This is a genomic window from Paraburkholderia tropica, from assembly GCF_900109265.1.
GTDB lineage: Bacteria > Pseudomonadota > Gammaproteobacteria > Burkholderiales > Burkholderiaceae > Paraburkholderia > Paraburkholderia tropica.
The window spans coordinates 47,438-73,617 of sequence record NZ_FNZM01000030.1; the positions used below are offsets into that span (position 1 = coordinate 47,438).

Annotated in this window: 25 protein-coding genes and 1 tRNA gene; 11 read left to right on the plus strand and 15 right to left on the minus strand. The window is 66.7% G+C overall.

The features are described 5' to 3' along the window. Position 1: 1 nt before the first annotated feature. The 7 genes from BMY06_RS34820 to BMY06_RS34850 all read right to left on the minus strand — a co-directional run bounded on the left by BMY06_RS34820 (position 2) and on the right by BMY06_RS34850 (position 6,346). Positions 2–724, minus strand: a complete 723-nt coding sequence (locus BMY06_RS34820) for an ABC transporter ATP-binding protein (RefSeq protein WP_074987452.1) — start codon at positions 722–724, stop codon at positions 2–4. Then, positions 721–1,482 carry an ABC transporter ATP-binding protein gene (locus BMY06_RS34825; protein ID WP_074987453.1) on the minus strand — a complete coding sequence of 254 codons (762 nt, stop codon included), beginning with the start codon at positions 1,480–1,482 and terminating at the stop codon, positions 721–723. Before BMY06_RS34825 ends, BMY06_RS34820 begins: the two co-directional genes overlap by 4 nt. Then, positions 1,479–2,774 carry a branched-chain amino acid ABC transporter permease gene (locus BMY06_RS34830; protein ID WP_390971679.1) on the minus strand — a complete coding sequence of 432 codons (1,296 nt, stop codon included), beginning with the start codon at positions 2,772–2,774 and terminating at the stop codon, positions 1,479–1,481. The genes BMY06_RS34825 and BMY06_RS34830 overlap by 4 nt, the downstream gene beginning before the upstream one ends. Positions 2,775–2,778: 4 nt before the next feature. Further along, complete coding sequence (locus tag BMY06_RS34835) at positions 2,779–3,717, minus strand: branched-chain amino acid ABC transporter permease (protein ID WP_074987468.1); 939 nt, start codon at positions 3,715–3,717, stop codon at positions 2,779–2,781. Positions 3,718–3,742: 25 nt separating this feature from the next. Beyond that, positions 3,743–4,216, minus strand: a complete 474-nt coding sequence (locus BMY06_RS34840) for an acyl-CoA thioesterase (protein ID WP_074987455.1) — start codon at positions 4,214–4,216, stop codon at positions 3,743–3,745. Between the two features lie 64 nt (positions 4,217–4,280). Further along, complete coding sequence (locus BMY06_RS34845; RefSeq protein ID WP_065065890.1) at positions 4,281–4,811, minus strand: NUDIX domain-containing protein; 531 nt, start codon at positions 4,809–4,811, stop codon at positions 4,281–4,283. A 266-nt stretch (positions 4,812–5,077) separates the two neighbouring features. Next, the gene (locus tag BMY06_RS34850) at positions 5,078–6,346 is read right to left on the minus strand and encodes a YbfB/YjiJ family MFS transporter (protein ID WP_074987456.1); all 1,269 of its coding nucleotides are present in this window, start codon (positions 6,344–6,346) and stop codon (positions 5,078–5,080) included. Positions 6,347–6,503: 157 nt separating this feature from the next. Between BMY06_RS34850 and BMY06_RS34855 the strand changes: the two genes are divergently transcribed. Further along, positions 6,504–7,421: a LysR family transcriptional regulator gene (locus tag BMY06_RS34855; RefSeq protein ID WP_074987457.1), complete on the plus strand. Its 918-nt coding sequence runs from the start codon at positions 6,504–6,506 to the stop codon at positions 7,419–7,421. Between the two features lie 79 nt (positions 7,422–7,500). Here the strand turns inward: BMY06_RS34855 and alaS are convergent, their stop codons facing one another. Then, positions 7,501–10,125, minus strand: coding sequence for an alanine--tRNA ligase (gene alaS, locus BMY06_RS34860; protein ID WP_074987458.1), 2,625 nt, complete (start codon positions 10,123–10,125; stop codon positions 7,501–7,503). A gap of 363 nt (positions 10,126–10,488) precedes the next feature. Here alaS and BMY06_RS34865 point away from each other — a divergent pair, with 363 nt between their 5' ends. After that, positions 10,489–11,709, plus strand: coding sequence for a CaiB/BaiF CoA transferase family protein (locus BMY06_RS34865; protein WP_065065894.1), 1,221 nt, complete (start codon positions 10,489–10,491; stop codon positions 11,707–11,709). Positions 11,710–11,782: 73 nt separating this feature from the next. Here the strand turns inward: BMY06_RS34865 and BMY06_RS34870 are convergent, their stop codons facing one another. Then, complete coding sequence (locus BMY06_RS34870) at positions 11,783–12,361, minus strand: RBBP9/YdeN family alpha/beta hydrolase (RefSeq protein ID WP_074987459.1); 579 nt, start codon at positions 12,359–12,361, stop codon at positions 11,783–11,785. 165 nt (positions 12,362–12,526) lie between these two features. Between BMY06_RS34870 and BMY06_RS34875 the strand changes: the two genes are divergently transcribed. Continuing rightward, positions 12,527–14,245, plus strand: a complete 1,719-nt coding sequence (locus BMY06_RS34875) for a glutamine--tRNA ligase/YqeY domain fusion protein (protein ID WP_065065896.1) — start codon at positions 12,527–12,529, stop codon at positions 14,243–14,245. Positions 14,246–14,339: 94 nt separating this feature from the next. Here BMY06_RS34875 and BMY06_RS34880 read toward each other — a convergent pair whose 3' ends face one another. Both BMY06_RS34880 and BMY06_RS34885 read right to left on the minus strand, forming a co-directional pair. Beyond that, complete coding sequence (locus BMY06_RS34880) at positions 14,340–14,798, minus strand: NUDIX hydrolase (RefSeq protein WP_074987460.1); 459 nt, start codon at positions 14,796–14,798, stop codon at positions 14,340–14,342. Between the two features lie 7 nt (positions 14,799–14,805). Continuing rightward, positions 14,806–15,192, minus strand: a complete 387-nt coding sequence (locus BMY06_RS34885) for a hypothetical protein (RefSeq protein WP_074987461.1) — start codon at positions 15,190–15,192, stop codon at positions 14,806–14,808. Positions 15,193–15,386: 194 nt separating this feature from the next. Here BMY06_RS34885 and BMY06_RS34890 point away from each other — a divergent pair, with 194 nt between their 5' ends. After that, complete coding sequence (locus tag BMY06_RS34890) at positions 15,387–15,632, plus strand: hypothetical protein (RefSeq protein ID WP_065065898.1); 246 nt, start codon at positions 15,387–15,389, stop codon at positions 15,630–15,632. A 27-nt stretch (positions 15,633–15,659) separates the two neighbouring features. Here BMY06_RS34890 and BMY06_RS34895 read toward each other — a convergent pair whose 3' ends face one another. Then, the gene (locus BMY06_RS34895; RefSeq protein ID WP_390971684.1) at positions 15,660–17,150 is read right to left on the minus strand and encodes a cytochrome-c peroxidase; all 1,491 of its coding nucleotides are present in this window, start codon (positions 17,148–17,150) and stop codon (positions 15,660–15,662) included. 315 nt (positions 17,151–17,465) lie between these two features. Here BMY06_RS34895 and BMY06_RS34900 point away from each other — a divergent pair, with 315 nt between their 5' ends. Then, a complete protein-coding gene (locus BMY06_RS34900) occupies positions 17,466–19,046 on the plus strand; it encodes an acid phosphatase (protein WP_074987462.1) in 1,581 nt (526 codons plus the stop codon). Between the two features lie 301 nt (positions 19,047–19,347). Then, positions 19,348–19,758: a PH domain-containing protein gene (locus BMY06_RS34905; protein WP_161495543.1), complete on the plus strand. Its 411-nt coding sequence runs from the start codon at positions 19,348–19,350 to the stop codon at positions 19,756–19,758. Between the two features lie 82 nt (positions 19,759–19,840). On the opposite strand, the gene BMY06_RS34910 is transcribed toward BMY06_RS34905, so the two are convergent. Together BMY06_RS34910 and BMY06_RS34915 are read right to left on the minus strand one after the other, a co-directional pair. Continuing rightward, positions 19,841–19,917 (minus strand) — tRNA-Arg (locus BMY06_RS34910). 104 nt (positions 19,918–20,021) lie between these two features. Beyond that, on the minus strand, positions 20,022–20,852 hold the full coding sequence (locus tag BMY06_RS34915; protein ID WP_065057932.1) for an undecaprenyl-diphosphate phosphatase: 831 nt from the start codon (positions 20,850–20,852) through the stop codon (positions 20,022–20,024). A gap of 603 nt (positions 20,853–21,455) precedes the next feature. Between BMY06_RS34915 and BMY06_RS34920 the strand changes: the two genes are divergently transcribed. The 5 genes from BMY06_RS34920 to BMY06_RS34935 all read left to right on the plus strand — a co-directional run bounded on the left by BMY06_RS34920 (position 21,456) and on the right by BMY06_RS34935 (position 25,616). Beyond that, complete coding sequence (locus BMY06_RS34920) at positions 21,456–22,367, plus strand: aldose epimerase family protein (protein ID WP_074987464.1); 912 nt, start codon at positions 21,456–21,458, stop codon at positions 22,365–22,367. Between the two features lie 123 nt (positions 22,368–22,490). Continuing rightward, complete coding sequence (locus BMY06_RS34925; RefSeq protein WP_065057928.1) at positions 22,491–23,198, plus strand: peptidoglycan DD-metalloendopeptidase family protein; 708 nt, start codon at positions 22,491–22,493, stop codon at positions 23,196–23,198. Positions 23,199–23,658: 460 nt separating this feature from the next. Then, positions 23,659–23,934, plus strand: coding sequence for a hypothetical protein (locus BMY06_RS39245; protein ID WP_124263334.1), 276 nt, complete (start codon positions 23,659–23,661; stop codon positions 23,932–23,934). A gap of 27 nt (positions 23,935–23,961) precedes the next feature. Beyond that, positions 23,962–24,273, plus strand: coding sequence for a DUF2288 domain-containing protein (locus BMY06_RS34930; protein ID WP_065057929.1), 312 nt, complete (start codon positions 23,962–23,964; stop codon positions 24,271–24,273). Then, a complete protein-coding gene (locus BMY06_RS34935; RefSeq protein ID WP_074987465.1) occupies positions 24,270–25,616 on the plus strand; it encodes an MATE family efflux transporter in 1,347 nt (448 codons plus the stop codon). The genes BMY06_RS34930 and BMY06_RS34935 overlap by 4 nt, the downstream gene beginning before the upstream one ends. Positions 25,617–25,701: 85 nt before the next feature. Here the strand turns inward: BMY06_RS34935 and BMY06_RS39800 are convergent, their stop codons facing one another. Beyond that, a complete protein-coding gene (locus tag BMY06_RS39800; protein WP_167371431.1) occupies positions 25,702–25,869 on the minus strand; it encodes a hypothetical protein in 168 nt (55 codons plus the stop codon). Positions 25,870–26,180 lie beyond the last annotated feature (311 nt).

A 26,180-nucleotide genomic window follows, 5' to 3' on the forward strand; every position in this document is an offset into this window, starting at 1 on the left:
CTCAACCCACGCCGAGCCATTCGCGCACGATGTCCTCGCGCTGCGCGAGTTCCGCCGGCACGCCCTCGAACACGATGCGGCCATGCCCCATCACCGCGACGCGATCGGCGAGTGTCGGCGCGAGCGCGAGCCGCTGCTCGATCAGCAGCACCGCGACGCCGCGCTCGCGCAACGCGCGCAGCGCATCGCCGACGCGCGCGGTCATCTGCGCGGACAAACCTTCGGCCGGTTCATCGACGATCAACAGATCGGGATCGCCCATCAGCGCGCGGGCCAGCGCGAGCATCTGCTGCTCGCCGCCCGAGAGCACGCCCGCGCGCGCCGCGCGCCGCTCGTGCAGGATCGGGAACAGCGCGCGCGCCTCGTCGAGCGTAAAGCGCGGCGCGCGGCGGCCGCGCTTCACAACGCCGAGCCGCAGGTTCTCGTCGACGCTCAGCGTGGGGAAAACGTCGCGCTGCTCCGCCACGTAGCCCAGGCCGAGGCGCGCGATCTCGAAGGTCCGCAGCGGCGCGAGATCGACGCCAGCAAAGCGGCGCACGCCGTCGGCGGCGACCATCGACATCAGCGCCTTTGCAAAGGTCGAGCGCCCCGAGCCATTGCGGCCCGCCAGCGCCACGATTTCGCCCGCGTGGATGCGCAGATCGACGCCATGCAGCACCTGGCTCGCGCCGTACCACGCGCGCAGGCCCGCGACGTCGAGCAGTAACGGTCTCGTCGTGCTCATGACGATGCCGCGCCGAAGTCGGCGCCCAGATAGGCCTCGCGCACGGCGGCATCGGCGCGAATCGCCTGCGGCGTGCCGGTGGCGATCACGCGGCCTTGCACCAGCACCGAGACGCGATCGGCGAGACCGAACACGGCGTCCATGTCGTGCTCGACGAGCAGCAGCGTCTTGCCCGCCGTGGTCGCGCGGATCAGCGCCAGCGCGCGCGCGGCTTCGGCGCGGTTCATGCCTGCCGTGGGTTCGTCGAGCAGCAGCGTCTGCCCGCCGCCCGCGAGCGCGAGGCCGAGGTCGAGCGCGCGTTGTTCGGCGTAGCTCAACGTCGCCGCTTCGCGTTCGGCGGCATGCGCGAGGCCGATGGCGTCGAGCACATCTGCGGCGCGCGCGTCGGCCTGCGCGGAGCCGAACCAGCGCGCCGCGAAGCCCGCGCCGCCGCGCAACGAGGCGAGCACGGCGCAGCGCAGGTTCTCGCGCACCGAGAGACGCGCGAACACGCTGGTGGTCTGGAAGCTGCGCGCGAGGCCACGGCGCGCGAGCGCGGGCGGGCCGAGCCGCGTGACGTCGCGGCCATACAGTTCGATGCGGCCCGCGCTCGCGCGCTGCTCGCCTGCGATCAGGCTGAAGAGCGTGGACTTGCCCGCGCCGTTCGGGCCGATCAGCGCATGACGTTCGCCCGCGCGCACGTCGAGATCGACGCCGCGCAGCACGGGCGTCGCGCCAAAGCGCTTCTCGATACCGCTCAGCCGCAGTGCGATCGTCATGGCCGCGTCTCCGGGTGAGCGACGTTCGCGCCGAAGCGTGCGCGGCGCAGCGCAGAGGCGCGGCGTGCGGCCAGCCAGCCGATTGCACTGAACACGCCGATCGCCGCGCCGAGCGACCACTGCGCATGCGTGGACAGCGCGGCGAAGGCGTTGGCCGACGCATCGTCGTCGCCGAAACGGATGGCGTAGGCCCATTGCACCGCGAGCACGAACGCGAGCGTGCCGCTGATCGCCGCGAGCAGCGCCAGGCACCACGGCGCGACGCAGGCCCGCCAGCCGGTGCGCGCGAGCGTCGCGCGTTCGCGCGCGGCGAGGCCCGCGAGACCCTCGGGCGCCATCAGCACGACGACGATGAAAAACACGCCCACGTAGAGCATCCACGCGCGCGAGAGGCTCGCCACGCCCACGCTGAAAGCCACCCACACGAGCGCGCCGAGCACCGGGCCGAAGAACGCGCCCGCCCCGCCCGTCACCGTCGCGATCAGCACGGCGGCCGAACGCATCATGCCGACGCTCTCGGCCGCGGCGAGTTCGACGTTGATGAGCGCGAGCGTGCCCGCGACGCCCGCGAACGCCGAGCCCAGCACGATCATCGCGGCCCGCGCGCGCGCGGGCGACGCGCCCAGCGAGGCGGCGCGCCGCGGGTTGTCGCGCACGGCGTTGGCGAGGCGCACGAACGGCGCGCGCGACAGCACGCGCATCGCCACGCACGCCGCGAAACACCACGCCGCGATCAGCCAGTACGCCTGACGATCAGGGCCGAAGCTCCAGCCCGCGAGCGCCGGGCCGCTCGCGCGATCGATCGGCACGCCGGCCTCGCCGCCGAACCAGCCGGGCAGCGCCCACGCCGCGGCGGCGACCAGTTCGCCGAGGCCGAGCGTGATCATCGCGAACGCGGTGCCCGCGCGGCGCGCGGCGACGCAGGCCGTCAACGCGCCGACTGCCGCGCCCGCCACGCCGCCGATCACGGGCAGCAGCGGCAACGCCATCGCGTAGCGGTTGAAGCAATGCGCGGCCGCCAGTGCGCCGAGCCCGGCCGGCACGGCGTGGCCGAACGAGAGCAAGCCGGTCTCGCCGAGCAGCAGGTTGTACGAGAGCGCGAACACGATCATCGCGGCGGCTTGCGCGAGGCAGGCCAGCAGCCAGCCTTGCGGCGCGCCCGACGGCGAAAGCCACGCCGAAACGAGCGGCGGCGCGACCAGCAGCACCGCGAGCGCGAGCCACATCAGCGCCGACGCACGCATGTGCGGCGGGCGAGCGAGGGGGCGATCGGCGTGAGGTTTGGCGCGCATGGCGTCACGCATCCTCGCCGCGCCGGCCGAACAGCCCTTGCGGACGCACGGCGAGCATCGCGACGAGCAACAGATACGGCAGCAGCGGCGCGGCCTGCGCGAGCGTGAGCGCGCTCCACGCGGGCGCGAGCGTCACGCCTGCGCGCGCGGCGAGCGCACCGAACGACACGTCGCTCGCCACCGCGAAAGTCTGCAGGAAACCGACTGCGAGCGACGCCACGAACGCGCCGCCGAGCGAGCCGAGCCCGCCCGTCACCACCACCACGAACACGATCGAGCCGACCGATTCGGCCATCGCGGGCTCGACGACGAACAGCGGCGCGGCCACCACGCCCGCCAGCGCCGCGAGCGCGGTGCCGAGCGCGAAGACCAGCGTGCGCACGCGCGGCACGTCGTGGCCGAGCGCTTCGACGGCGGCCGTGTGCGTAAGCGCGGCGCGCACGACGAGGCCCGTCTGCGACACGCGCAGCGCGACGAAAATCAGCAGCAGCATGGCCGCCGACATCAGCATCGCGAACCCGCGATAGCGCGAGAACGCCGCGCCGCCGAAAGTGAACAGCGCACCGTCGAGCCATGCGGGCACGGTCGCCGCGAGCGGTTGCAAACCCCAGACGAGCTTGACGATTTCGCCGATCGCCCAGGCCGCGCCGAAGGTCAGCAGCAGCGCATTCAGCGGACCGCCGGGCCGCGCGCGGCGCAGCAGCGCGACTTCGAACAGCGCGCCCGCGAGTCCGGCCGCGAGCGGCGCGAGCACGAGCGCCCAGCCGAAGCCGCACCAGCCCGCGAGCGTCACGCCCAGATACGCGCCGAGCATGTAGAAGCTCGCGTGCGCGAAGTTGAGCACGCCGAGCATGCTGAAGATCAGCGTGAGCCCGGCGGAGAGCAGGAACAGCAGCAGGCCGTAGCTCGCGCCGTTGAGCGTATCGATGAGAAAGGCCTGCACGACAGCGTGTCGATGTGCGCGGCGGCTAGCTTCGTGCGCCGGCGTCGGCGTCGGCGTCATCCTCGACGACGAGCGGCGCGAGCGCCGCGCGCAACGCGTCGGGCAGCGCTTTCACGGGACGGCGCGTCTCGCGATCGACATAGACGTGCACGAAATGGCCCTGCGCGGCGGGCGTGGCGTCGCCCTCGCGAAACAGGCCGACCTCGTAGCGCACGCTCGACGAACCGAGCCGCGCCACGCGCAGTCCCGCCTCCACGCGATCGGGAAAGACGAGCGGCGCGAAGTAATTGCACTGCGTCTCGACCACGAGGCCGATCGTCTCGCCGTGCTCGATGTCGAGCGCCTGCGCGCGGATCAGATACTCGTTCACCACGGTATCGAAGTAGCTGTAGTAGACGACGTTGTTGACGTGTCCGTAGACGTCGTTGTCCATCCAGCGCGTGGTGATGGTGAGGAAGTGGCGATAGCCGGAACGGTCACGGGCGAGCGGTCGGTTCATCGGATCGGGAACATGAAGTTGAGGAAGCCTGCGCAGGCACAGGCGGCATGACGGCGCGCCGGACTCACTGCCCCGGCCGCTCGACGAACTCGAACGGCAGGCCGCGACGGCGCATCCATTCGCCGAGCGCCTGACCGGTGCCCGCGCGCCAGGGCCGCAGCTTCGCGGGCTCGACCAGACGGTATTCGAGCAGTTCCGGCGACAGCGCGATCGTGCCCGTCGCCTTCACGTGATACGCGATGATCAGTTCGTTCTTGCGGATGAATTCGTAGACGCCGATCAGCTCGACGCTCTGGGCGTGCAGCGAGGTTTCTTCGAGCACTTCGCGCGCGATGCCCTCTTCGGGCGTCTCGCCGTTTTCGAGGAAACCGGTGATCAGCGCGAACATGCCCTCCTGCCAGGCCGCGTTGCGCGCCAGCAGAATGCGCCCTTCATATTCGACGATGGCCGCCACGACGGGCAGCGGATTGTCCCAATGCGTGTAGCCGCAGACAGGGGCCGGACAGGCGCGGCGCACGCGGCCGCCTTCGTGCGCCGCGTCGGCGCGCTCGATGAGACGCGAGGCGCAGCGCGGGCAAAACTGGTATTCGCTCATGGCTCGATGGATTCGCAGGGCACAGACGCAGGAAGCAGGCGCGGGACACAACCGCGCCGCCGCGAGCCGCCCGGTGGGCGCGCGCAGGCGGCGCGAAGCAGCCATTTTAGTGCGCTATCGGCGTTGGCGTGCGAGCGGGCTTCGACGGGCGTGGACGTGACGGCGCGCAGCGGCGCAACATTCCACGAAACACGTTCACCAAATGGCGGGAGATGCGGGAGGCGCCTGGCGATCCTGACGAAACCGGCGGTGCCGCTCGACCCGTTTCAGGCGCGCGAACGCAGCGCGCGCCAAACGAGCCCCAGCGCGCCGAGCACGAGCGCGGCGGCGGCGAGCGCGAGCGAACTCGTGAACGAGCCGCTCGACGCCGCCAGCGGCGCGGCCACCAGCGGCCCGGCGATCTGGCCGATGCCGTAAGCGCCCGTCGCGTAGCCCATCAGCGCGGCCGCGTGTTCGCCGCGCAGCAGGCGCGCTTCGCGCATCGCGAACAGCGTAATCGCCGTGAACGGCAAGCCGATCAGCACGCTGCCGAAAGCGAAGCCTGCGGCGTTCGGCCAGACGATGCCGAGCGCGATCCCGAGCGCCTGCAATACGTACGAGACGGCCAGCATCAGGCGGTTGTCCCAGTGCAGCGGCAGACGCGCCGCCGAGAGCGCGCCCACGATCAACGCGACGCCGAACATCGGCCAGAACAGGTCGGGCCACATCGAGCCCGGCAGCGCGTGGCGCGCGATCACCGGCAAGAAAGTCGCCGTGATGATGTAGCCGAAGCCCGGCACGCCGTAGAGCAGGACGAGCCAGAAGGCGTCGGCGCGGTTCGACGTGTTGCCGCTGCCGGAAGACGTTGCGGCTTGCGCCGAAGCGCCGGACGCAGTCGATGCAGGCGATCCAGACGCTGCCGCTGACGTCGCCGCCTCGGCCGCCTCGCGCGTTTCATCGCCGAAAACGGGCCACACGCAGACCGCGATCAGCACGCACACCAGCCCGAACCCGAGCCAGCCGACGCGCGCATCGATGCCGCCGAGCGCGCCCGCCGCGCTCACGGCCAGCCCCGTCAGCGCGATGCCGACGCCCGGTCCCGTGAAGATCACGCCGCCCCACTCGTGCGCGCCCAGTTGCGCGAGCCGGCGCAGTCCCCATTGCGACGCGAACACGAAGGTCGCCGCACTCACCGCGCCGCCCAGGAAGCGCACGATGGCCCAGATCCAGAACGCGTGCGTGAGGCCCATGACGAGCGTGAGCAGCGCCGTCGCCGCCAGCCCGGCGCGCACGATGCGCGCGGGCGCGAAACGCAGCGCCGCGCAGCCGACCGCGCCGACGAAGTAGCCCGCGTAGTTCAGCGACGCGAGCCAGCCGCCGTGTTGCAGATCGAGTCCGCCGCCGTGCAGCATCAGCGGCAGGAGCGGCGTGAACGCGAAACGTCCGATGCCGAGCGCTGCGGCGAGCGTCGCCATGCACGCGAGCGCGGCGCGTCGGGCGGCATGCGGGCGGCGGGCGGTCTGGGAGCCGGAACGGCGGGCGGCAAGGTCGGTCATGATCGGCGAAACAGGGTGGAGAAAAGTCGAGAAAACGGGGCGGCATAGGCGACGCGAGGCGGCATCGCGCAACGAGGTTTCCCAGCATGGTAGTCGCTGAAAACCTTCCTTAAAAATGAATTATGATGAACGAATCATTCCCGTTTAGAGAACTATCATGGATCTCGCCGAGCTCGCGATCTTCCGGGCCGTCGTCCGCGAAAACGGCGTGACGCGCGCCGCCGCCAAGCTCAACCGCGTGCAGTCGAACGTGACCACGCGCATCAAGCAGCTCGAGGAGGAGCTTGGCACGCCGCTGTTCACGCGCGACGGCCGCCGCCTCGTGCTCACGCCCGCCGGCGAAACGCTGCTGCCCTACGCCGAACGGATGCTCGCGCTCGCCGATGAAGCGCGTCACGCGCTCAAGGCGGCGCGGCCGGCGGGGCGGCTGCGGCTCGGCACCATGGAAAGCGCTGCCGCGAGCCGTCTGCCCGGCGTGCTCGCGCGCTATCACCAGGCGTGGCCCGACGTCACGCTCGAACTGGAAACGGCTACGACCGGCTGTCTGATGGAGCGGCTGCGCGAATTCGAGATCGACGCCGCGCTGGTCGCGACGCCGTTCGCGGGTCCGCCCGCCGCCGACGTCTTCGAGCACGTAAGCGTTTATCGCGAGGAACTGGTGATGATCACGCCGCGCGGGCATCGGCCGATCCGCCAGCCGGGCGACGTCGCGCTCTCGACGCTGGTCGCGTTCGAGCGCGGCTGCGCGTATCGCAACTACGTGGAGGCGTGGTATCTGGAGCACGGCATCCGGCCCACGCGCGTGCTGGAGCTGGGCTCGTATCACGCGATCGTCGCGTGCGTGGCGGCAGGTGCGGGCGTGGCCGTCGCGCCGCGCTCGGTGCTCGATCTGCAGCGCAATGCCGACGACATCGCCGTGCATTCGCTCGGCACGCTCGGCCAGATCGACACGCTGCTGGTCTGGCGGCGCGGGCATCTGTCGCCGGCGCTCGATGCGCTGAAATCGGCGTTGCTTGCGCATGCGCGCGGTGAAACGCACACGCCCGCCGAAGCCGCCTCGGCGGCTGTGGCCTGAAGCACGCGCGCTCGTCGGCACAAAAACAAAAAGGGCTGCCCTTGCGGACAGCCCTTTTTTCATCGGCGAATCTGCGCGATTACAGCTTCGCTTCGACCCAGCCCTTCACGCCCGCGAGCGCTGCCGGCAGGTTCGCCGGCTCGGTGCCGCCCGCCTGCGCCATGTCCGGACGGCCGCCGCCCTTGCCGCCCACCTGCTGGGCGACGAAGTTCACGAGTTCGCCGGCCTTGACCTTCTTGCTGGCCTCGGCGGTCACGCCCGCGATCAGGCTGACCTTGCCGCCTTCGACAGCCGCCAGCACGATGGCCGCGCTCTTGAGCTTGTCCTTGAGCTTGTCCACCGTTTCGCGCAGCGTCTTCGAGTCCGCGCCTTCGAGCGTGGCGGCGAGCACGTGCACGCCGTTCACGTCGATCGCCTGACCCGCGAGTTCGTCGCCCTGGCTCGACGCCAGCTTCGACTTGAGCGCGCCCAGTTCCTTTTCGAGCGACTTCACCTGATCCTGCACTTGCACGATGCGCTGCGTGAGTTCAGCCGGTTGCGCCTTGAGCACCGCCGCCGCCGCGTTGATGCGCGCGTCGAGGTCCTGCACGAAGCGCACGGCGTTGTCGCCGGTGATCGCTTCCACGCGGCGGATGCCGGCCGCGACGCCGCCTTCCACCACGATCTTGAACAGGCCGATGTCGCCGCTGCGCGTCACGTGCGTGCCGCCGCAGAGTTCGCGCGAGAAGCCGAGGTCGAGCACGCGCACTTCGTCGCCGTACTTTTCGCCGAACAGCGCCATCGCGCCGCCCTTGACCGCTTCGTCGTAGGACATCACGCGCACGATGCCGGGCGCGTTCGCGAGCACTTCCGCGTTGACGATCTGCTCGACGCGACGGATTTCGTCGTCGGTCATCGGTGCGTTGTGGGCGAAGTCGAAGCGCGTTTTATCGGCGTCGACGAGCGAGCCCTTCTGTTGCACGTGCGCGCCCAGCACTTCGCGCAGCGCCTTGTGCATCAAGTGCGTGGCCGAGTGGTTGCGGGCCGTGCGGGCGCGACGCACGGCGTCGATTTCCGCCTTCACGACGTCGCCGACCTTCAGCGTGCCCTGCTCCAGCGTGCCGTGGTGGCCCGAGACGTCGGCCTGCACCTTGAGCGTGTCGGCGACGGAGAAGCGGATGCTCGCGTTCGAGATCACGCCCTGGTCGCCGACCTGGCCGCCCGATTCGGCGTAGAACGGCGTGTGGTCGAGCACGACCACGGCGTCCTGACCGGTCTTCACTTCGTTGACCGACGAGCCGTCGACATACAGCGCGACGACCTTGGCGTCGTCGAACGCGATCTCTTCGTAACCGTGGAACGTGGTCTTGGCGCCCGAGTATTCGAGACCCTGCGCCATCTTGAACTTGCCCGCGGCGCGCGCCTGCTCGCGCTGGCGCGCCATGGCTTCGTCGAACGCCGGTTCGTCGACCGTGACGTTGCGCTCGCGGCAGACGTCCGCCGTGAGGTCGAGCGGGAAGCCGTAGGTATCGTGCAGCTTGAACGCGAGTTCGCCGTCGAGCGTCTTGCCGCCCTTCGCTTCGAGGTCGGCCAGCGCGCCGTCGAGGATCGACATGCCGTGCTCGATGGTCTCGAAGAAGCGTTCTTCTTCCTGGCGGAGCACATCCGTCACGCGCTGTTGCGCTTCGGTCAGCTCCGGATAGGCCGCGCCCATTTCGACGACCAGATCGTTCACCAGCTTGTGGAAGAACGCTCCCTTCTTGCCGAGCTTGTAGCCGTGGCGGATCGCGCGGCGCACGATGCGGCGCAGCACGTAGCCGCGGCCTTCGTTGCCCGGAATCACGCCGTCGACGATCAGGAACGAGCATGCGCGGATGTGGTCGGCGATCACCTTCAGCGAGTTGTTCGTGAGGTCGCTGATGCCGGTTTCGCGCGCGGCGGCCTTGATCAGGTTCTGGAACAGGTCGATCTCGTAGTTGCTGTGCACGTGCTGGAGCACGGCGGCCAGACGTTCGAGACCCATGCCGGTGTCGACACACTGCTTGGGCAGCGGCGTCATGTTGCCCTGCGCGTCGCGGTTGAACTGCATGAACACGAGATTCCAGATCTCGATGAAGCGGTCGCCGTCTTCCTCAGGCGATCCCGGCGGGCCGCCCCAGACGTCCGGACCGTGGTCGTAGAACACTTCCGAGCACGGGCCGCACGGGCCGGTGTCGGCCATCTGCCAGAAGTTGTCCGACGCGTAGCGCGCGCCCTTGTTGTCGCCGATGCGGATGATGCGCTCGACCGGCACGCCGATTTCCTTCGCCCAGATGTCGAAGGCTTCGTCGTCTTCCTTGTAGACCGTGACCGTGAGCTTGTCCGCCGGCAGGCTGTAGACCTTCGTCAGCAGTTCCCAGCAGTAGTGGATCGCGTCGCGCTTGAAGTAGTCGCCGAACGAGAAGTTGCCGAGCATCTCGAAGAACGTGTGGTGGCGCGCCGTGTAGCCGACGTTTTCGAGGTCGTTGTGCTTGCCGCCCGCGCGCACGCTGCGCTGCGCAGTGGTCGCGCGCGAGTACGGACGCGATTCGGCGCCGAGGAACACGTCCTTGAACTGCACCATGCCCGAGTTGGTAAAGAGCAAGGTCGGGTCGTTGCCCGGCACGAGGCTCGACGAGCGCACGATCGTGTGGCCCTTCGATTCGAAGAACTTGAGGAATTTCTCGCGGATTTCGGAGGCTTTCATGGCGTGCTGTATTTACCTTCGGGGCGTCTGTGCTGAATCTTGTTTGATCTCGAAAACACGGGCCGCAGCTTGCGCGTGCGCGGTTTCCTCGATGCTGAATCGAACGATTATACGGGATCGACGCACGCGCGCGGCGGCGTCCGCGGACCGGCGTGCATCGCTGCCACGCCGTATGCGGCGGCGTGTGCACGCGCTTGACGATTCGTTGCGCGCGGGGCGTCGGGCGAGCGCTGTCGCGCGACAATTTGTTCCGCCAAGCGAAACTTTGTACCGAAATAAGCCGTGCAGAGCGCGAATCGCTTAATATGGACGCAACGGCCGCCTCGACGGCCCGCCTCAAAACGATATTGGAAGACATACAGCATGGGCGCTCTCAGCCATATCCGCGTACTCGATCTCACCCGCGTTCTCGCCGGACCGTGGTGCGCGCAGACTCTCGCCGATTTCGGCGCCGACGTGATCAAGGTCGAGCGTCCGGGCGCCGGCGACGACACGCGCCACTGGGGGCCTCCGTATCTCAAAACGCCCGACGGCGAGGACACCGCCGAGGCCGCCTACTATCTCGCGCCGAACCGCAACAAGCGCTCGGTGACCGTCGATATCGCCACGCCGGAAGGTCAGCGCATCGTGCGTGAACTGGCCGCGCAGAGCGACGTCGTGCTGGAGAACTACAAGGTCGGGCAGTTGAAGAAGTACGGGCTCGACTACGACTCGCTGCGCGAAGTGAAGCCGGACATCGTCTATTGCTCGGTGACGGGCTTCGGTCAGACCGGCCCGTATGCGCCGCGCGCGGGCTACGACTTCATCGTGCAGGGCATGGGCGGCTTCATGAGCATCACGGGCGAGCGCGACGGCCTGCCGGGCGGCGGCCCGCAGAAGGCCGGCGTGGCGATCGCCGACCTCATGACCGGCATGTACTCGACCATCGCCGTGCTCACGGCGCTCGCGCACCGCGACCGCACGGGCGCGGGCCAGTACATCGACATGGCGCTGCTCGACGTGCAGGTCGCCATGCTCGCGAACATGAACACGAACTACCTCGCGAGCGGCAAGCCGCCGGTGCGCTGGGGCAATGCGCATCCGAACATCGTGCCCTATCAGGCCTTCCAGACGAGCGATAGCTGGATCATTCTCGCCGTGGGCAACGACGGGCAGTTCCGCAAGTTCGTCGAAGTCGCGGGCCGCGCCGATCTCGCCGACGACGCGCGTTTCGCGACCAATCCGGAGCGCGTGCGCCATCGCGACACGCTGGTGCCGATCGTCGCCGACCTCATCCGCACGCGCAGCAAGGCCGACTGGATCGGCTCGCTCGAAGCCGCGGGCGTGCCGTGCGGGCCGATCAACGATCTGGGCGAAGTGTTCGAGAACGAGCAGGTGATCGCGCGCGGCCTGCAGGTGGACGTGCCGCACCCGACGGGCGGCATGGCGCGGCTCGTGCGCAATCCCATCCGGATGAGCGAGACGCCGCCTGTGGTGGCGAGCCATCCGCCGACGCTCGGCGAGCACACCGCCGACGTGCTGCGCGGCGTGCTCGGTTACGGCGACGAGCAGATCGAGGCATTACGCGCAAAAGGCGTGCTTTGACGCCTTGGCGGCGCGCCGGCGGCGAGCGGACTTCGCTTCGCGCGCCGCCGGATTTCGTTTAGCGCCATCGACATCAACCCATCGACATCAGCCATTCAAAGCCCTGCGGCCAGTCGCCAAGGCCGCTTTCGGCGTTGATGTGCCCGCGCGCGCCGATCGCCTCCCAGCGGCTGCCCCAGCCCTGCGCACAGCGTTGCGCGAAATCCAGCCCGCCGTACGGATCGTCGCTGCTCGCGACCACGACACTCGGGAACGGCAGCGCCGCCAGCGGCACCGGATCGAAGCCGCTCGCGTCGCGCGGAAATTCGGGGCCATGCGGGTCCGGCGGCGCCACCAGCAGCGCGCCCGCGACCTTCGCGCGCGTCGCCGCGCTCGAAAAACGCGCCGCCCAGTGCGCCACCGTCAGGCAGCCGAGGCTGTGCGCCGCCAGCAGCACGCCGCCCTCGCCTTCACGCTCACCGTCGCGCTGCGGTTCGGCCGCCAGCGCCGCCTCCAGCGCACGGCACCACGCCGCGCAGTCCGGATGCAGCCAGTCGGGCATCGCCACGCGCGCGAAGCCCGCGTGCGCGGCCTCCCAGCGCGTCTGCCAGTGCCCCGGCCCCGAGTTCATGTAGCCCGGCAAAACCCGCACCCGTGTGTCGATCGTCGTCATTTTTTCCTTGCTTCGCGGCGTTGTGCGCCCCGCTCCGGCGCCAGGGCTGGCACGGTGGGGCGCGTCAGGTAGAATGGAAGGCACCACCGGGCGCCCGGCTTGCAACGTTGGCCTGCAACGTGCAGTGCGATGTGCGGCGCGCCCTCGAACGACTTCCCTTTTCGCATGAATACCGAACGTAAAGACGCCGACCGCACGGACGCGCCTGCGGCATCCAATTTCATCCGCAACATCATCGACGACGACAACCGCTCGGGCAAGTGGGCGCAGCGCGTGGAAACGCGCTTCCCGCCGGAGCCGAACGGCTATCTGCACATCGGCCACGCGAAGAGCATCTGCCTGAACTTCGGCGTGGCGCAGCGCTACGGCGGCGTCTGTCACCTGCGCTTCGACGACACCAATCCGGAAAAGGAAAGCGTCGAATACGTCAACTCGATCATCGACGCGGTCACGTGGCTCGGCTTCGACTGGAAGAAGGAAGACCACGAGTACCTCTTCTACGCGAGCGACTACTACGACAAGCTCTACGAATTTGCCGAGCTGCTGATCCAGCGCGGCAAGGCGTACGTCGACAGCCAGACGCCGGAAGAGATGCGCGCGAACCGCGGCTCGGCCACGGAAGCGGGCAAGAACTCGCCGTTCCGCGAGCGCTCCGTCGACGAAAACCTCGACCTGTTCCGCCGCATGAAGGCCGGCGAGTTCGAGGAAGGCGCGCACGTGCTGCGCGCGAAGATCGACATGGCGTCGCCGAACTTCAACATGCGCGACCCGGTCATCTACCGCATCCGCTTCGCGCATCACTACCGCACGGGCGACAAGTGGTGCGTGTATCCGATGTACGACTACACGCACTGCATTTCGGACGCGCTCGAGGGCATCACGCATTCGCTGTGCACGCTCGAATTCGAAGATCACCGTCCGCTCTACGACTGGGTGCTCAACGAACTGGCCGACGCCGGCGTGTTCACGCGTCCGCTGCCGCAACAGATCGAGTTTTCGCGCCTGAACCTCACGTACGCGATCACCAGCAAGCGCAAGCTGCTGCAACTCGTGACCGAAAACCACGTGGACGGCTGGGACGATCCGCGTATGCCGACCATCGTCGGCGTGCGCCGCCGCGGCTTCACGCCCGAAGCGATCCAGCTGTTCTGCGAGCGTATCGGCGTGACCAAGGTCGATTCGTGGATCGACATGAGCGTGTTCGAAGGCGCGCTGCGCGACGACCTCGACGACAAGGCGCCGCGCGCGACGGCCGTGCTCGATCCGCTCAAGCTGATCGTCGACAACTATCCCGAAGGTCAGTCGGAGCAGTGCAGCGCGCCGGTGCATCCGCATCATCCGGAGCGCGGCGTCCGCGAATTCACGTTCTCGCGTGAACTGTGGATCGAGCGCGAGGACTTCCAGGAAACGCCGCCCAAGGGCTATTTCCGCCTGTTCCCGGGCAACAAGGTGCGCCTGAAGTACGGCTTCGTCGTGGAATGCACGGGCGCGGAGAAGGATGCCGACGGCAACATCGTCGCCGTGCATTGCAACTACTTCCCGGACAGCAAGTCGGGCACCGAAGGATCGAGCAACTACAAGGTCAAGGGCACGATCCAGTTCATCAGCGCCGACAACGCCGTGCCGGCCGAAGTGCGCCTCTACGACCGCCTGTTCCGCGAAGAACAGCCGGACGCGGGCGGCCGCGACTTCCTCGAAGCGCTGAATCCGGACTCGAAGCGCGTCGTCCAGGCGTTCGTCGAGCCGGGCGCGCGCAACGCGGCGCCGGAAGACCGCTTCCAGTTCGAGCGTCACGGCTACTTTGTCGCCGACCGCTACGACTCGAAGCCGGGCGCGCCGGTGTTCAACCGCATCGTCGGTCTGCGCGACAGCTGGGGCAAGTAAGGCCGCCGGCGCAGCATCGCGCGAATGAAAAAGCCCGCACGTTTGCCGTGCGGGCTTTTTTCATGGCGGCGGCGCGCGAAACGCTCTGGCCGGCTCAGGCCGTTTCGATCCGCCGATGCAGCTCCGTCAGCGACAGCGCCGTAGTGAACAGGCGCGTGAGACTGCGGCTCGCGTACTGAGCGACGTCGGCGGGAGCGACCCAGCGCCAGGCGTCCATCTCGGGAATCATCACGCCGTCGTGGCGGCGCGGAAACATCGACACGCACACGCAGCGCGACAGATCGCTCTCGCTCGCCAGCGCGCGCGCCGCGAACAGATGCAGATCCTTGTCGCGCCGATACGCGAAACGCCCGAGATCGACGAGCCGCGCGGCGCTCACGTCGATACCGGTCTCCTCGACCATCTCGCGCCGCGCGCTCTGCACCTCGGTTTCGCCCGTCTCGCCTTGTCCCTTCGGAATGTCCCAATGGTCGGTGCCGGTCGCGTGCGCGAGCAGCACGCGCCCCTCGGGGTCGAGCAGCACGATGCCGCACGACACGGTCTTGCCGTTCACCACGCGCTCAGTGCCGCTTCTGGTAGACCCACTGACCCTCGCCTTCGCGGCAGAACTGCGGACGCAGCGTCATCGTCTGGCCCTTCGCGTTGACGACGACGTCCGTGTCGCGGCACGTCTTGTTGCCGTCCTTCTCGGTCTTGGTGGGCGTGATGGTGGCGTCGATCTTGACGCTGTTGCGCAGGCCGTCGTTATTCCAGGTCGACGACTCGCCGTCCGCCTTGTTGGCGACCGCGTCGCGCACGGCGTGCGTGAGCGAATCGTAGTCCGCCTGCTTCATCCACGATGCGGGCGTGTCATGCAGAAAACCCAGATTGGCCGCCTGCGCGTTCGCGCCGAACGCGAGCAGCAACACGGCGGCAATACCTGACAGAACTCGGGGCGACTTCGACATCGAATGTTCTCCTTGTAGAGCGATCTTGTAGGGCAATCGTTGGATCTCAAAAAGGATAGCACGGGCCCTGTTTTCGTCCGACGCTCCACGTCAGTCTGCCCCACGGTTTTTCGGATTGGTCCGATAGCTGCCTGCCTGCCCCGGCTCTACGATTCCTCTGTCATCCACTGACGTGATACAAGGATTTTTCTGTCATGACTTACGCCGCCGCGCTCAGCCTGTTCGCCGTCGTCCTGGCGTTGCTGTGCATCGGCCTGATGGCGGTGCTCGCCCACCATTCAAAGGCGCCGTGCACCGATCCGGCCATGGCGGACCTGAGCTTCGGCGTCGTCGATCAGGCGCCGGCCTGGCCGGAGTTCGCGGTGCGCGGCGGCTTCATCTGCCTGCTGGTGTCGTTCGTGATGCTCACGGCGACCTGCCTGCTGATCGTGTCGTCCTGAACGGAACGCACGCTTACATGCGCGCGCTCAGTGCGCCGGGGGCTGCCAGCCGTCGGTGAGCGTGTCGAGAAACGCCATCACATCCTTGATCTCCGCGTCGGAAAACACCGGCGCATCGCCGGGCTTGCGGTCGAACGGCGGCTCCGTGTTCAGGTTCGCCCAGTATTGCTGCGGCAGATCGTCGAACTTCTTCACCTTGCCCTTCACCACCGGATAGAACTCCTGCGGATTCGTGTCGCGCCGCGCGTAGAAGCGCAGCACGTCTTCGAGCGAGTGATAGACGCCGTTGTGGAAGAACGTCTTCTTGAGCGCGACGTTGCGCAGCGTCGGCGTGCGGAACAGGCCGCAGAATTCGGCGCGATGATCGAGATCCGTGCGCTCGGGCCCGCACGCGCCGAGATCGAAGAAACGCGGATCGCGATTGACGGCGAGCGTGCGATTGCGCGGCACGCCGATCGCAATCAGGCCGAAGTCGCTGAACTGCGGCGGCGCGCCGTCCTTGGCGCGCTGGCTGATGTGGCAGCTCGCGCAATTGCCCTTCTTCTCGTCGTTGAACAGTTGCAGGCCGCGCAATTCGGCGGCGCTGAGCGCGGTCTTGCCCGCGAGATACGCGTCGTACTTGCTGGTGTACGGATAGAACACCTCGGGCGCCTGCTCGAAGGTTTCGAGCGACTTCAGCACGGCCTGGAAGGTGGCGTTGTCGTCGTCGAAAACGTGCTCGCCGAAGGCCTCGCGAAACGCGTTGGCGTACGGCGCCGCACGCACCGCCGCCGTCACCTTCGCGGGCGTGCTCGCCATCTCGAACGACGACAGCAGCGGAATGCGCGCCTGGTCGCCGCCATGATCGACGCGACCGTCCCACGTGAGGCCGCCGGTCGGGCCCGCGTCGACGCTCTCGTCGCCTTCGTCGTCGGAATCGTGATAGTGCTCGGCAAACGCGGGCACCGATTGCAGATACTTGAGCGTGGGCACGGCGCGCATACCCTGACGATGCATGTCGGCGCCGCCGATCTGCACGTCGAGCGCATTGGCCGGCGTGAACGCGTGATTCGGGCTGTGGCAGGTCGCGCACGACATCTTGCCCGAGCCCGACAGCGACGGGTCGAAGAACATCTGCTTGCCGAGCGCCGTCATGCGGCCCACCTGCGCGTAGACCTCGGCGCGCGACTGGGCGTGCGGTTGAGTTGTCGGCTGGGCTATCAGCTGGGCTGTCGGCGTCGCGGCCGTCGATGCGGAAATCTTGATCAGCTTCGCGCCGTTGACCGGTGCGTTGGCCTTCGATCGGGCTTGCGCGTCCTGTGCGCTCGCGCCGTTTTGCGTGCCGTTTTGCGTGCCGTTTTCCACCCCGGCCGACGCGTCCTGCGTGCCGCCGTCGCAGGCCGCCAGCATCGACAGCAACGCGGCCGCGATCAGCAAACGGCCGTGGCCAACACCGCGCGGCCTGCGCGCGCAAGTCTGCGAATGCGTGTTGGAAAAACTGCCCTCAAGCGCCGCGCGTCGCGCCGAACGATGCCACATAAACTGATCCCCGAACTGGTGTGCGGCGCGCGCGAAAGTACGCTCAGGTCCGGTCCGTCGAACCCGCGCACCGCGCTGCCGCGAAAACCGATGCATCCAGCAGGCAACGCATCGAAGTCGCGAAAGCGTATGTCAGGCTCATGACATTCCAATGACGCCGTGTAATTTGCGCGTTACGCAAATCGAGGGATAAGAAAAGCTAAATGTAATTATTTACATATAGCTGTCAAATTTCGCTGAGACACTGCGGCTCGCCCGACGGCCGGTGTCACTCCCGCGCTCGCCGCCCGGCGCCCCCAACGCGAGAGAGAAAAAATGTTCAACAGAAAATGGTTCTATGCGACGCCGATCGCAGCAGCGGCGGCGGCATTGGCCGTCGCGGCCTGCGGCGGCAATGACAGCAAGCCGGGCCTGTCGTCGGTGAAGAACATCGTCGTGATCTATGCGGAAAACCGCAGCTTCGACAACCTGTACGGCAACTTCCCCGGCGCCAACGGCCTGCAGAACGTCACGGCCGCGAGCGCGCAGCAGCTCGATCGCGACGGCTCGGTGCTCGCCACGCTGCCGACGGTCTGGAACGGCCTGACGCAAACGGGCGTGACGCCCGTCGTTACCGCGGCGATGACCGAAAACATGGCGAACGCGCCCTTTGCCATCGACGATCCGAACGGCTTCAACGTCCCGCTCTCGACGACGACGCGCGACCTCTATCACCGCTTCTACGAAAACCAGATGCAGATCCACGGCGGCAAGAACGACATGTTCGCCGCGTGGGCCGACTCGGGCGGCCTGGTGATGGGCCACTACACGACCAGCGCCGAAAAACTGCCGCTCTGGAAGATCGCGCAGCAATACACGCTCGCCGACAACTTCTTCATGGGCGCGTTCGGCGGCTCGTTCCTGAACCACCAATGGTTGATCTGCGCGTGCACGCCGTACTACGCGAACGCCGCGACGGCCACCGCCCAGCCGACCATTTCCAGCGTCAACGCCGACGGCGTGTCGCTCACGCTCGCTTCGAACTCGCCGGCCTCGGCGCTCACCGGCGTGCCGAAGTTCGTGAAGTCGGGCAACCTGACGCCCGACTTCTACGCCGTCAACACGATGCAGCCGCCGTATCAGCCAAGCGGCAATACGGCCGCCTCGGGCGGCGACGCGAATCTCGCCGATCCGAACAACGCCTCGACGATGCCGCCGCAGTCGGCGCAGAACATCGGCGACCTGCTCTCGAACGCGAACGTCACGTGGGCGTGGTACGGCGGCGCATGGGGCGCGGCCGTGAGCGCGGTGCAGAACAGCACCTCGAACGTGATCTACGGCGCGAACATGACGGCGCCGAACTTCCAGCCGCACCATCAGCCGTTCAACTACTTCTCGAACTACGCGCCGGGCACCGCCGCGCGCGCGGCTCACCTGCTCGACGGCGGCATGGACGGCAGCGAGTTCATCAAGGCGATCGACGCGGGCACGCTGCCCTCAGTGTCGTTCTACAAGCCGCAGGGCAACCTGAACGAGCACGCGGGCTACACCGACGTGGCGAGCGGCGACCAGCACATCGCCGACGTGATTTCGCATCTGCAGAAGAGCCCGCAGTGGAAGGACATGGTTGTCGTGGTGACCTACGACGAAAACGGCGGCTTCTGGGATCACGTGGCACCACCGAAGGGCGACCGCTGGGGTCCGGGCTCGCGCATTCCGGCGCTCGTCATTTCGCCTTACGCGAAGAAGGGTTACGTCGACCATACGCAGTACGACACGACGTCGATCCTGCGCCTGATCACGCGCCGCTTCTCGCTGCCGACGCTGCAAGGCATCACCACGCGCGACGCCGCGCTCAAGAGCAACGGCGGCCAGACGATGGGCGATTTGACCAACGCGCTCGACCTGAAGCTCTGATGTTTTGAGACGTTGATGCGCTGATCGACAACGGCCATCGATCGCTGGACATCAGGGTGTCCAGCTTTCTTCGCGGGCAGCCATGTGGCTGCCCGCTATTTTTTGACACAGCGCGATTTATTGGCGTTTTGAGCAGCATTTCTAACGCGACTTTTGACCACAGTCATGACTCCATCATATCCACTAGTCTGTTATTAGTTGACTAGGCAATATTTAATGGAGATCAAACATGGTGCGCGTCGAATCGGTGCTGCCTCCCGGAGAGCGGGTCGTTTATGAGGGCCATCTCAGCATGTGGGCCATGAGCCCGTGGATCACGTTCGGCATCGTGTTGATGATCTGGGGCGTGCTGGTGGGCTGTCTCGGCGACGCGATGTTTTCGGCGGCGATGTTGTTTGGCGCGGGCGTGTTGTTGTTCGCGTTCGCAATCGCCCTGCTGCTGACGACGCAACTCGCGCTGACGAGAAAGCGCGTGATCGCGACCTTCGGCATCGTGCGTCATCGCCGTGTCGCGTTCGAGCTGGGCGATGTGCGCCGCGTGCATGTGCGTCAAGGACCGGTCGGCGCGTTGTTCGACTTCGGCACGATTGTGATCGGACGCGCGAGTGCGCCGGCGCTCAGGATCGCGAGTATCGATCAACCCTTCGTACTTCGTGAGCGGCTCGCGAGGTTGCGCGAGGTGATCGTCGCGCAGATGAAGCTGGCGGCTTGAGGGTCGTCTTTTCGTTGAGGCGCGCGCGATGGTGATCGCAGATAAATGGCAAAAAGCCCGCAAATTGCGGGCTTTTTTTGTTTGGCGCGACAGGAGGGGCTCGAACCCCCGACCCTCGGCTTAGAAGGCCGATGCTCTATCCAGCTGAGCTACTGTCGCGTGGAAAATCTGCGCGTTTTCGGCCCAACGCGGGGCGCGGCCGAAGACGGGCGTGGATTATACCGCGTTCGCCTTGAGCCGGACGTCCCGCCCACAGCCCGCCATCAAGCGGGTTGCGGATGCATCACGAACCAGCCGAGGAAAATCGCGCCCGCGATCACGCAGTACAGGCCGAACGACGCCAGACGGCCGCGGCCCTCGAAATAGCGCATCAGGAACTTCACGCTCAGCCACGCGGCGATGCCGGTCAGCACGCCGCCGACGAGCGCCGTCGTCAGTTGGTCGCGCGCATGGAACAGCTTCGGCAGTTCGAGCACGCCCGCCGCGAAGATGATCGGCGTGCCGAGCAGGAATGAGAACTCCGCGGCCTTCTCGGTCGTGAGACCCGCTGCGTTACCGGCGATCATCGTCAAACCGCTGCGCGAGAAACCCGGAATCAGCGCGCCGATCTGCGCAAGACCGACCAGGAACGCCTGGCGAAACGTGAGCTTTTCGGGCGCGCGATGCGCGCGCGCCTGCTGGAGACGGTCACCGAGCCACAGCAGCACGCCGTTCACCATCAGCGCGGCGGCGACGATGCGCAGGTCGTGAAAGATCGCCTCGATGCGCTTTTCGAGTACCAGACCCACGATGCCCGTCGGAATCGTGCCGATGATCAGCGCCCACATCATGTGACCGTCGTCGTTCTTGCGGCCGCCGAGCGAAGCGAAGAAACCGCTGATCAGCGCGACCCAACGCGCACGGAAATACCAGAGCAGCGCGATCGCCGTGCCGAGATGCAGCGCGACGAGGAACGGCAACAGTTGCGGAGCGTGTTTGTCGATATGCATGCCGAACAGCGCCGGCACAAGCAGCGTGTGACCGAGGCTGCTGACCGGGAACAGTTCGGTGACGCCTTGCAGCACGCTCAGGAAGAAAAGAAACGAGAGACTCACGCGCGGATCCTCGGAATGGTTGGACATGGCGCCGACCATCGCGGGGACAGTGCGGCAAAGCGCACCGATTATGCCTGGCCCGAATTGCAGCGCCAAGCTTCAAGACTCATTTGTCGGAAAAGTTACCGCGTCGCAACAAAATAGCGGCGATATGGACAGAAGGCGCAGCGAGCGCGCGCCATTCAGAAAGGAACAAGCCGGCAAACGCCGGCCAGAATGAAAGATAACTGCAAGCCACACGCGGTGTACGGCTCGCTGCTTGCGCGTTTTTTCGCTTAGCGCGCCATCTTGTAGAAGAAGTACGCGCTGCTCCCGACGAACAGGCTGAACAATCCCATGCTCATGGCCATTGCGATATCCATTTTCCGCGCCCTCCTTCACTCGTGCAGTGTGCGAAATCGCACATTCATTCAGGCCGATTATGGCGGCGGCCAGCCTTGCACAACACCCACGATTTCCCGACGAGGGTTTTCACGCATCTGAAAGCGGCGCACAATCCGGCGCACCCGCGCGACTCGGGCCAGAATTGCGCCAGAATCGTGCAATCGCGGCCCGCCGCCGCTCCGGCGCGGCCTTTCCTTCCCCTCGACTCAGTGACAGGCCATGGAAACACGCCCTCCGCAGAACCTTCTCGAACTCAACAGCGGCGTCTCCACGCTGCGCTTCGCACCGTGGGCCGGCGGCCGCCTGCTCTCGTGGCACGTCGGCGGCGAAGCGGTCATCCGCTGGCCCGACAACGCGAACTGGGAGCAGCCCGCGCGCATACGCGGCGGCAATCCGTTGCTGTTTCCGTTTCTCGGGCGCCATTTCGTCGATGGCCAGATCGGCCGCTGGCGTGACGCCGACGGCGTCGTGCGCGATCTGCCGATGCACGGTTTCGCTCGCGACCTGCCGTTTGCCGCCCAGGTGGACGACGACGGGCGTGGCGTGAGCATGACGCTCGACGACTCGGCGGCGACGCGCGCGGGCTATCCGTTCGGCTTTCGCTTCGAAGCCGCTTACCGTCTCGCCGACGATCACACGCTCGACGTCTCGCTGACCGTCGCCAATACCGGCGACGCGCCGCTGCCCTGGTACGCGGGCCATCACTTTTACTTTGCGCTGCCGCACGCGCAGCGCGCTGAAAGCACGCTCGAGATGCCGCTGGCGGTGCGCCGTCATCAGTTGCCCGACGGTTCGATCAGCGCGCCGGAGCGCGGCGAGACGCTCTATCGTCTCGACGACGCCGGCATCATCGACCGCTTTCACGTGCTCGAACCGACGCCGCCCTCGGTCCCGGTGCGCCTCGTCACGCCGGGCCTGCGGCGCGCGGTCACGATCGATCTCGACCGTCCCGATTCGCTGCCGTGGTACGCGGTGACGACGTGGACGGAAGCCGCCGATTCCGACTTCTATTGCGTCGAACCGTGGCTCGGTCTGCCCGACGCGATCCACAACGGGCTCGGTCTGCGCTGGCTCGCGCCGGGCACGACGGAAACCGCGACGCTGCGTCTGCACGTCGAAGCGCTCGTCTGACGCATCCGTTCCCGCCGGCTTGAAAGGCGCTGGCGCGGCGGCAAAACCGTTAAAATCAGACGTTTTGCCGCCGCGTTTCGCCTTCCGGTCGAACCGCGCGACGGCGTCCTGCGAGGTTCAACATTGGCACAACGATTTAGACGAGGATTCAGACAACTCGCGTGCGCGGCGCTCGTCGCGCTGCTCGCCGCCTGCGGCTCGGCACCGGTCGGCCCGGGTTTCTACCGCGTGGAACGCGGCGACACGGTCAGCAAGATCGCGCGCGGCAATCGGCAATCGGTGTCGAACATCGTTCGCTGGAACAATCTGTCGAACCCCGATGCGATCGAAGTCGGCCAGGTGTTGCGCGTCGCGCCGCCGGCCGGTTCCGCGGCGGGCGCGGAGCGCACTGCGCCGCGCGCCACGGCTGCCGCGCCTCGCGAGTCGGCGCCCGACAGCTCGGGTCCGGCGCCCGCACCCGTCTCGTCCATTTCGCTGATCTGGCCGACCGCCGGCCAGGTGGTCCGCAACTTCGACGGCCGCAACTCGAAAGGCATCGACATCGTGAATGCCCCCGGCACGCCGATCGTCGCCGCCGCGCCCGGCACCGTCGTGTACGCGGGCAACGGCCTGCGTGGCTACGGCAACCTGCTCATCATCAAACATGGCGGCGATTACCTCACCGCGTATGCGCACAACCAGGCGCTATTCGTAAAGGAAGGCGAGTCGGTTGCGCAAGGACAGAAGATTGCCGCGATGGGCGATTCGGATAACGACCGCGTGATGCTCCATTTCGAACTCCGTTACCAGGGGCGCTCGATCGACCCGGCACGCGATCTGCCGCCGCGCTGAACGTTCTCATTCGCCGCGTCGTTTTACTCGATTAACGCTCGCGGCGAATGAAATAGAACGCACAAAAAAAGCCCGGCGTGGCGCCGGGCTAACGGGGGTTTGGCGCATATCGGCAAAGGACCGGTTTACCATGCGCCGAATGGCAATCTATCAACGCGACCCTGCCCGCGCAATCACTTAATTAGATCGAATATGTGTCGCGGCGCACGGATTATGTGTCGCCCGGACTTTCCCTGGTGAAACGATGTTGTAAAGCGCCGCCTTACACGCATAAAAATGCGCGTTGCAGCGCGCGTACGATTGAGCGGCTCTTTCGCCGAAAAGCCTTTTACGGCGGGACTTTGCGACAGACTGATCAATAGCGCGCGAGTGACGGAACGGACTGCCTTCACTGCACCGCAGCGAGCAGTTTCGACCCGCGCGCCACCGATAGTCATTAAGTGGTCCAACGCACAAAGGAATGCAATTATTCGCCGAAGTTGGTTTTTTGGAACACCCGACTCCGTTTTCCAATCGGCTCACGGCGATCACGTTTTACGGGCATTGCCAATTTGCTTTTCGTCCGATTAATCCGCGCTTCTTCATATCCTTCAGTTCGCGCCGATCGAATAAAGCGTTAATCGTTAATTTACCGACTTTTTATCAGACGAAATGCGCACGCCAGCGCAAGCGGGATTGCACGCCTGAGCGTCGCAGTTCGGAAGCGCCAGGCCGCCTCGCCGTCTATCGTTTATAGTATCGGCCGCAATCGATTCTCACGATCATGACCCAAAACGACAACGCTACGCCCAGCCCCCTCTACGCCAAGTTGCTCGGAGAGACCGCCAAGATCGACTGGCAGGATCTCGAGCGTTTCTTCGCCCAAGGCAAGCTGCTTTCGGTGGCGCGCGACCTCGACCTCGTGAGCGTCGCCGAAGCGATCGCAAGCGACGACGGCACGCGCGTGACGCAGTGGCTCTCGTCGGGTCTCGTGCAGCGCATGCAAGCCGAGACGGCCGCCGATTTCGCCGATCGCAAACCGGAATTGTGGGCGGTGGTCGTCTCGCCGTGGGTCTGCGTGCAGGAGCGCAGTTGAGCGACGGCGCCTCCCTGCCTTCGCGGGGCGACTGGCATCGGCGCGTGTTGACGCTCGCGTTTCCGATCGTCCTCGCCAATCTCACCCAGCCGATTCTCGGCGCCGTCGACACGGCCGTCGCCGGGCATTTGGGCCGTGCCGCCGATCTGGGCGGCGTCGCGCTCGGCGGCCTCTTCTTCAATTTCGTCTTCTGGGGCTTTGGTTTCCTGCGCATGGGCACGACCGGACTGATCGCGCAGGCGCACGGCGCCGGCGACCAGGCGGCATTGCGCGTGAATGTCGTACGCGCGTTAGTGCTGGCGTTCGGCATCGGCGCGTTCATCCTGCTCGTGCAGACGCCGCTGATCCATTACGCGCTCGCGCTGATCGGCGGCAGCGACGCGGTGCAGCGCAACGCCACCGTGTATAGCCACGCGCGCATTGGCTCGGCGCCGTTCGCGCTGGCGAACTACGTCGTCCTCGGCTACCTGTTGGGGATGCAACGCGTGCGTATCGCGCTGGTCTCGCAAGTGCTGATCAACGCCGTCAATATCGTGGCCGTGCTGGCTTACGTCTACGGCTTCGGCTGGGGTATCGCCGGCATCGGCGCGGCGACCGCGACCGCCGACACAGTTGGTTTCTTTTTCGGCGCGGCAGTGCTCTGGCATCTGCGCCCGCGCGGGCTCACGCCGCTCGACTGGCGCGCCGCCGTCGAACCGGCCGCGCTCAAACGGCTAGTCGCGATCAATCGCGACATCTTTTTGCGGACGATATGTCTGCTCGGTTCGTTCGGCTGGTTCGCCCACCTGGGCGCGCGGCAGGGCGACGCGATCCTCGCCGCCAACGCGCTGCTGCTGAACTTTCAGACCTTCATGGCGTATGGGCTCGACGGATTCGCTCACGCGAGTGAGGCGCTGGTCGGCGCAGCGATCGGCGCGCGCGACCGCCATGCGTTCCGCCAAGCCGTCAAGGTGAATCTGTTCTGGGCGGCGCTCGGCGCGCTCGGATTCTCGGTGGTCTATTGGGGCGCCGGCGGCTGGATCATCGACAAGCTCACCGATCAGTCGACGGTCCGCGCCGCGGCCCGGGCTTTCCTGCCGTGGGCAGCACTCTCGCCGATTATCTCTGTGTGGGGCTTCCTGCTCGACGGCGTCTTCATCGGCGCCACGCGCACGCGCGAGCTCATGCAGGCGATGGCGATTTCGTTGCTGGTGTTTCTCGCCGCTTCGTGGGCGCTCGTTGCGCCGTTCGGCAACCACGGACTCTGGGCCGCGCTGCTGATCTTCATGGCGGCGCGCGGTCTGACACTCTATCCGCTCCTCCCGCGCATTACGGGAGCGATTCAGCCTGCGATGGCTCGCTGAGCGCCTCAAGGCTCCTTGAGGCGCGCGGCTTCATCGTCCTCTTCCCCTGCTCTGCTGCTTCGCTGCTCTGCCTGCTCGGGGCCGATTACTGCGCGGGCGGCGTTTCGATCATCACGGGCGGCCGGTCGTCGGTCGGTACGCCGTGATAGTCGGCGGGATCGTGAGGCGGCGGACCATGATGCTTGCTCGCCGAATTGTCGGCACAAGCGGAAAGCAGTGCGGCCATTGCGATGGCCAGCCAGACACGTGACATCGATTTAAATCCCTAAAAAATGTTGCCGCGCAGCAGTGTACAGGCTGCGCGCGTGACGCGCCGGTTCGCAAACACCATCATTTTTTCCTGGCCGCCTCTGTCCTAAGATGGTGATATGGCTGCAACCCAAGGAGGCTGCCATGGATACCGAAACCATCGCTGGGCTTGCTGGCCTTGCTGTCGGCCTGCTCGTTCTTTTGGGGCTATCGATTTTCGAATCGCGCGCTTACCGGAAGGAACACAACGGGGAAGGCATGATGCACCACTGGCTCGCCGAGCATCACGTGCTCGAGCGCGTGCGCCGCAGACAT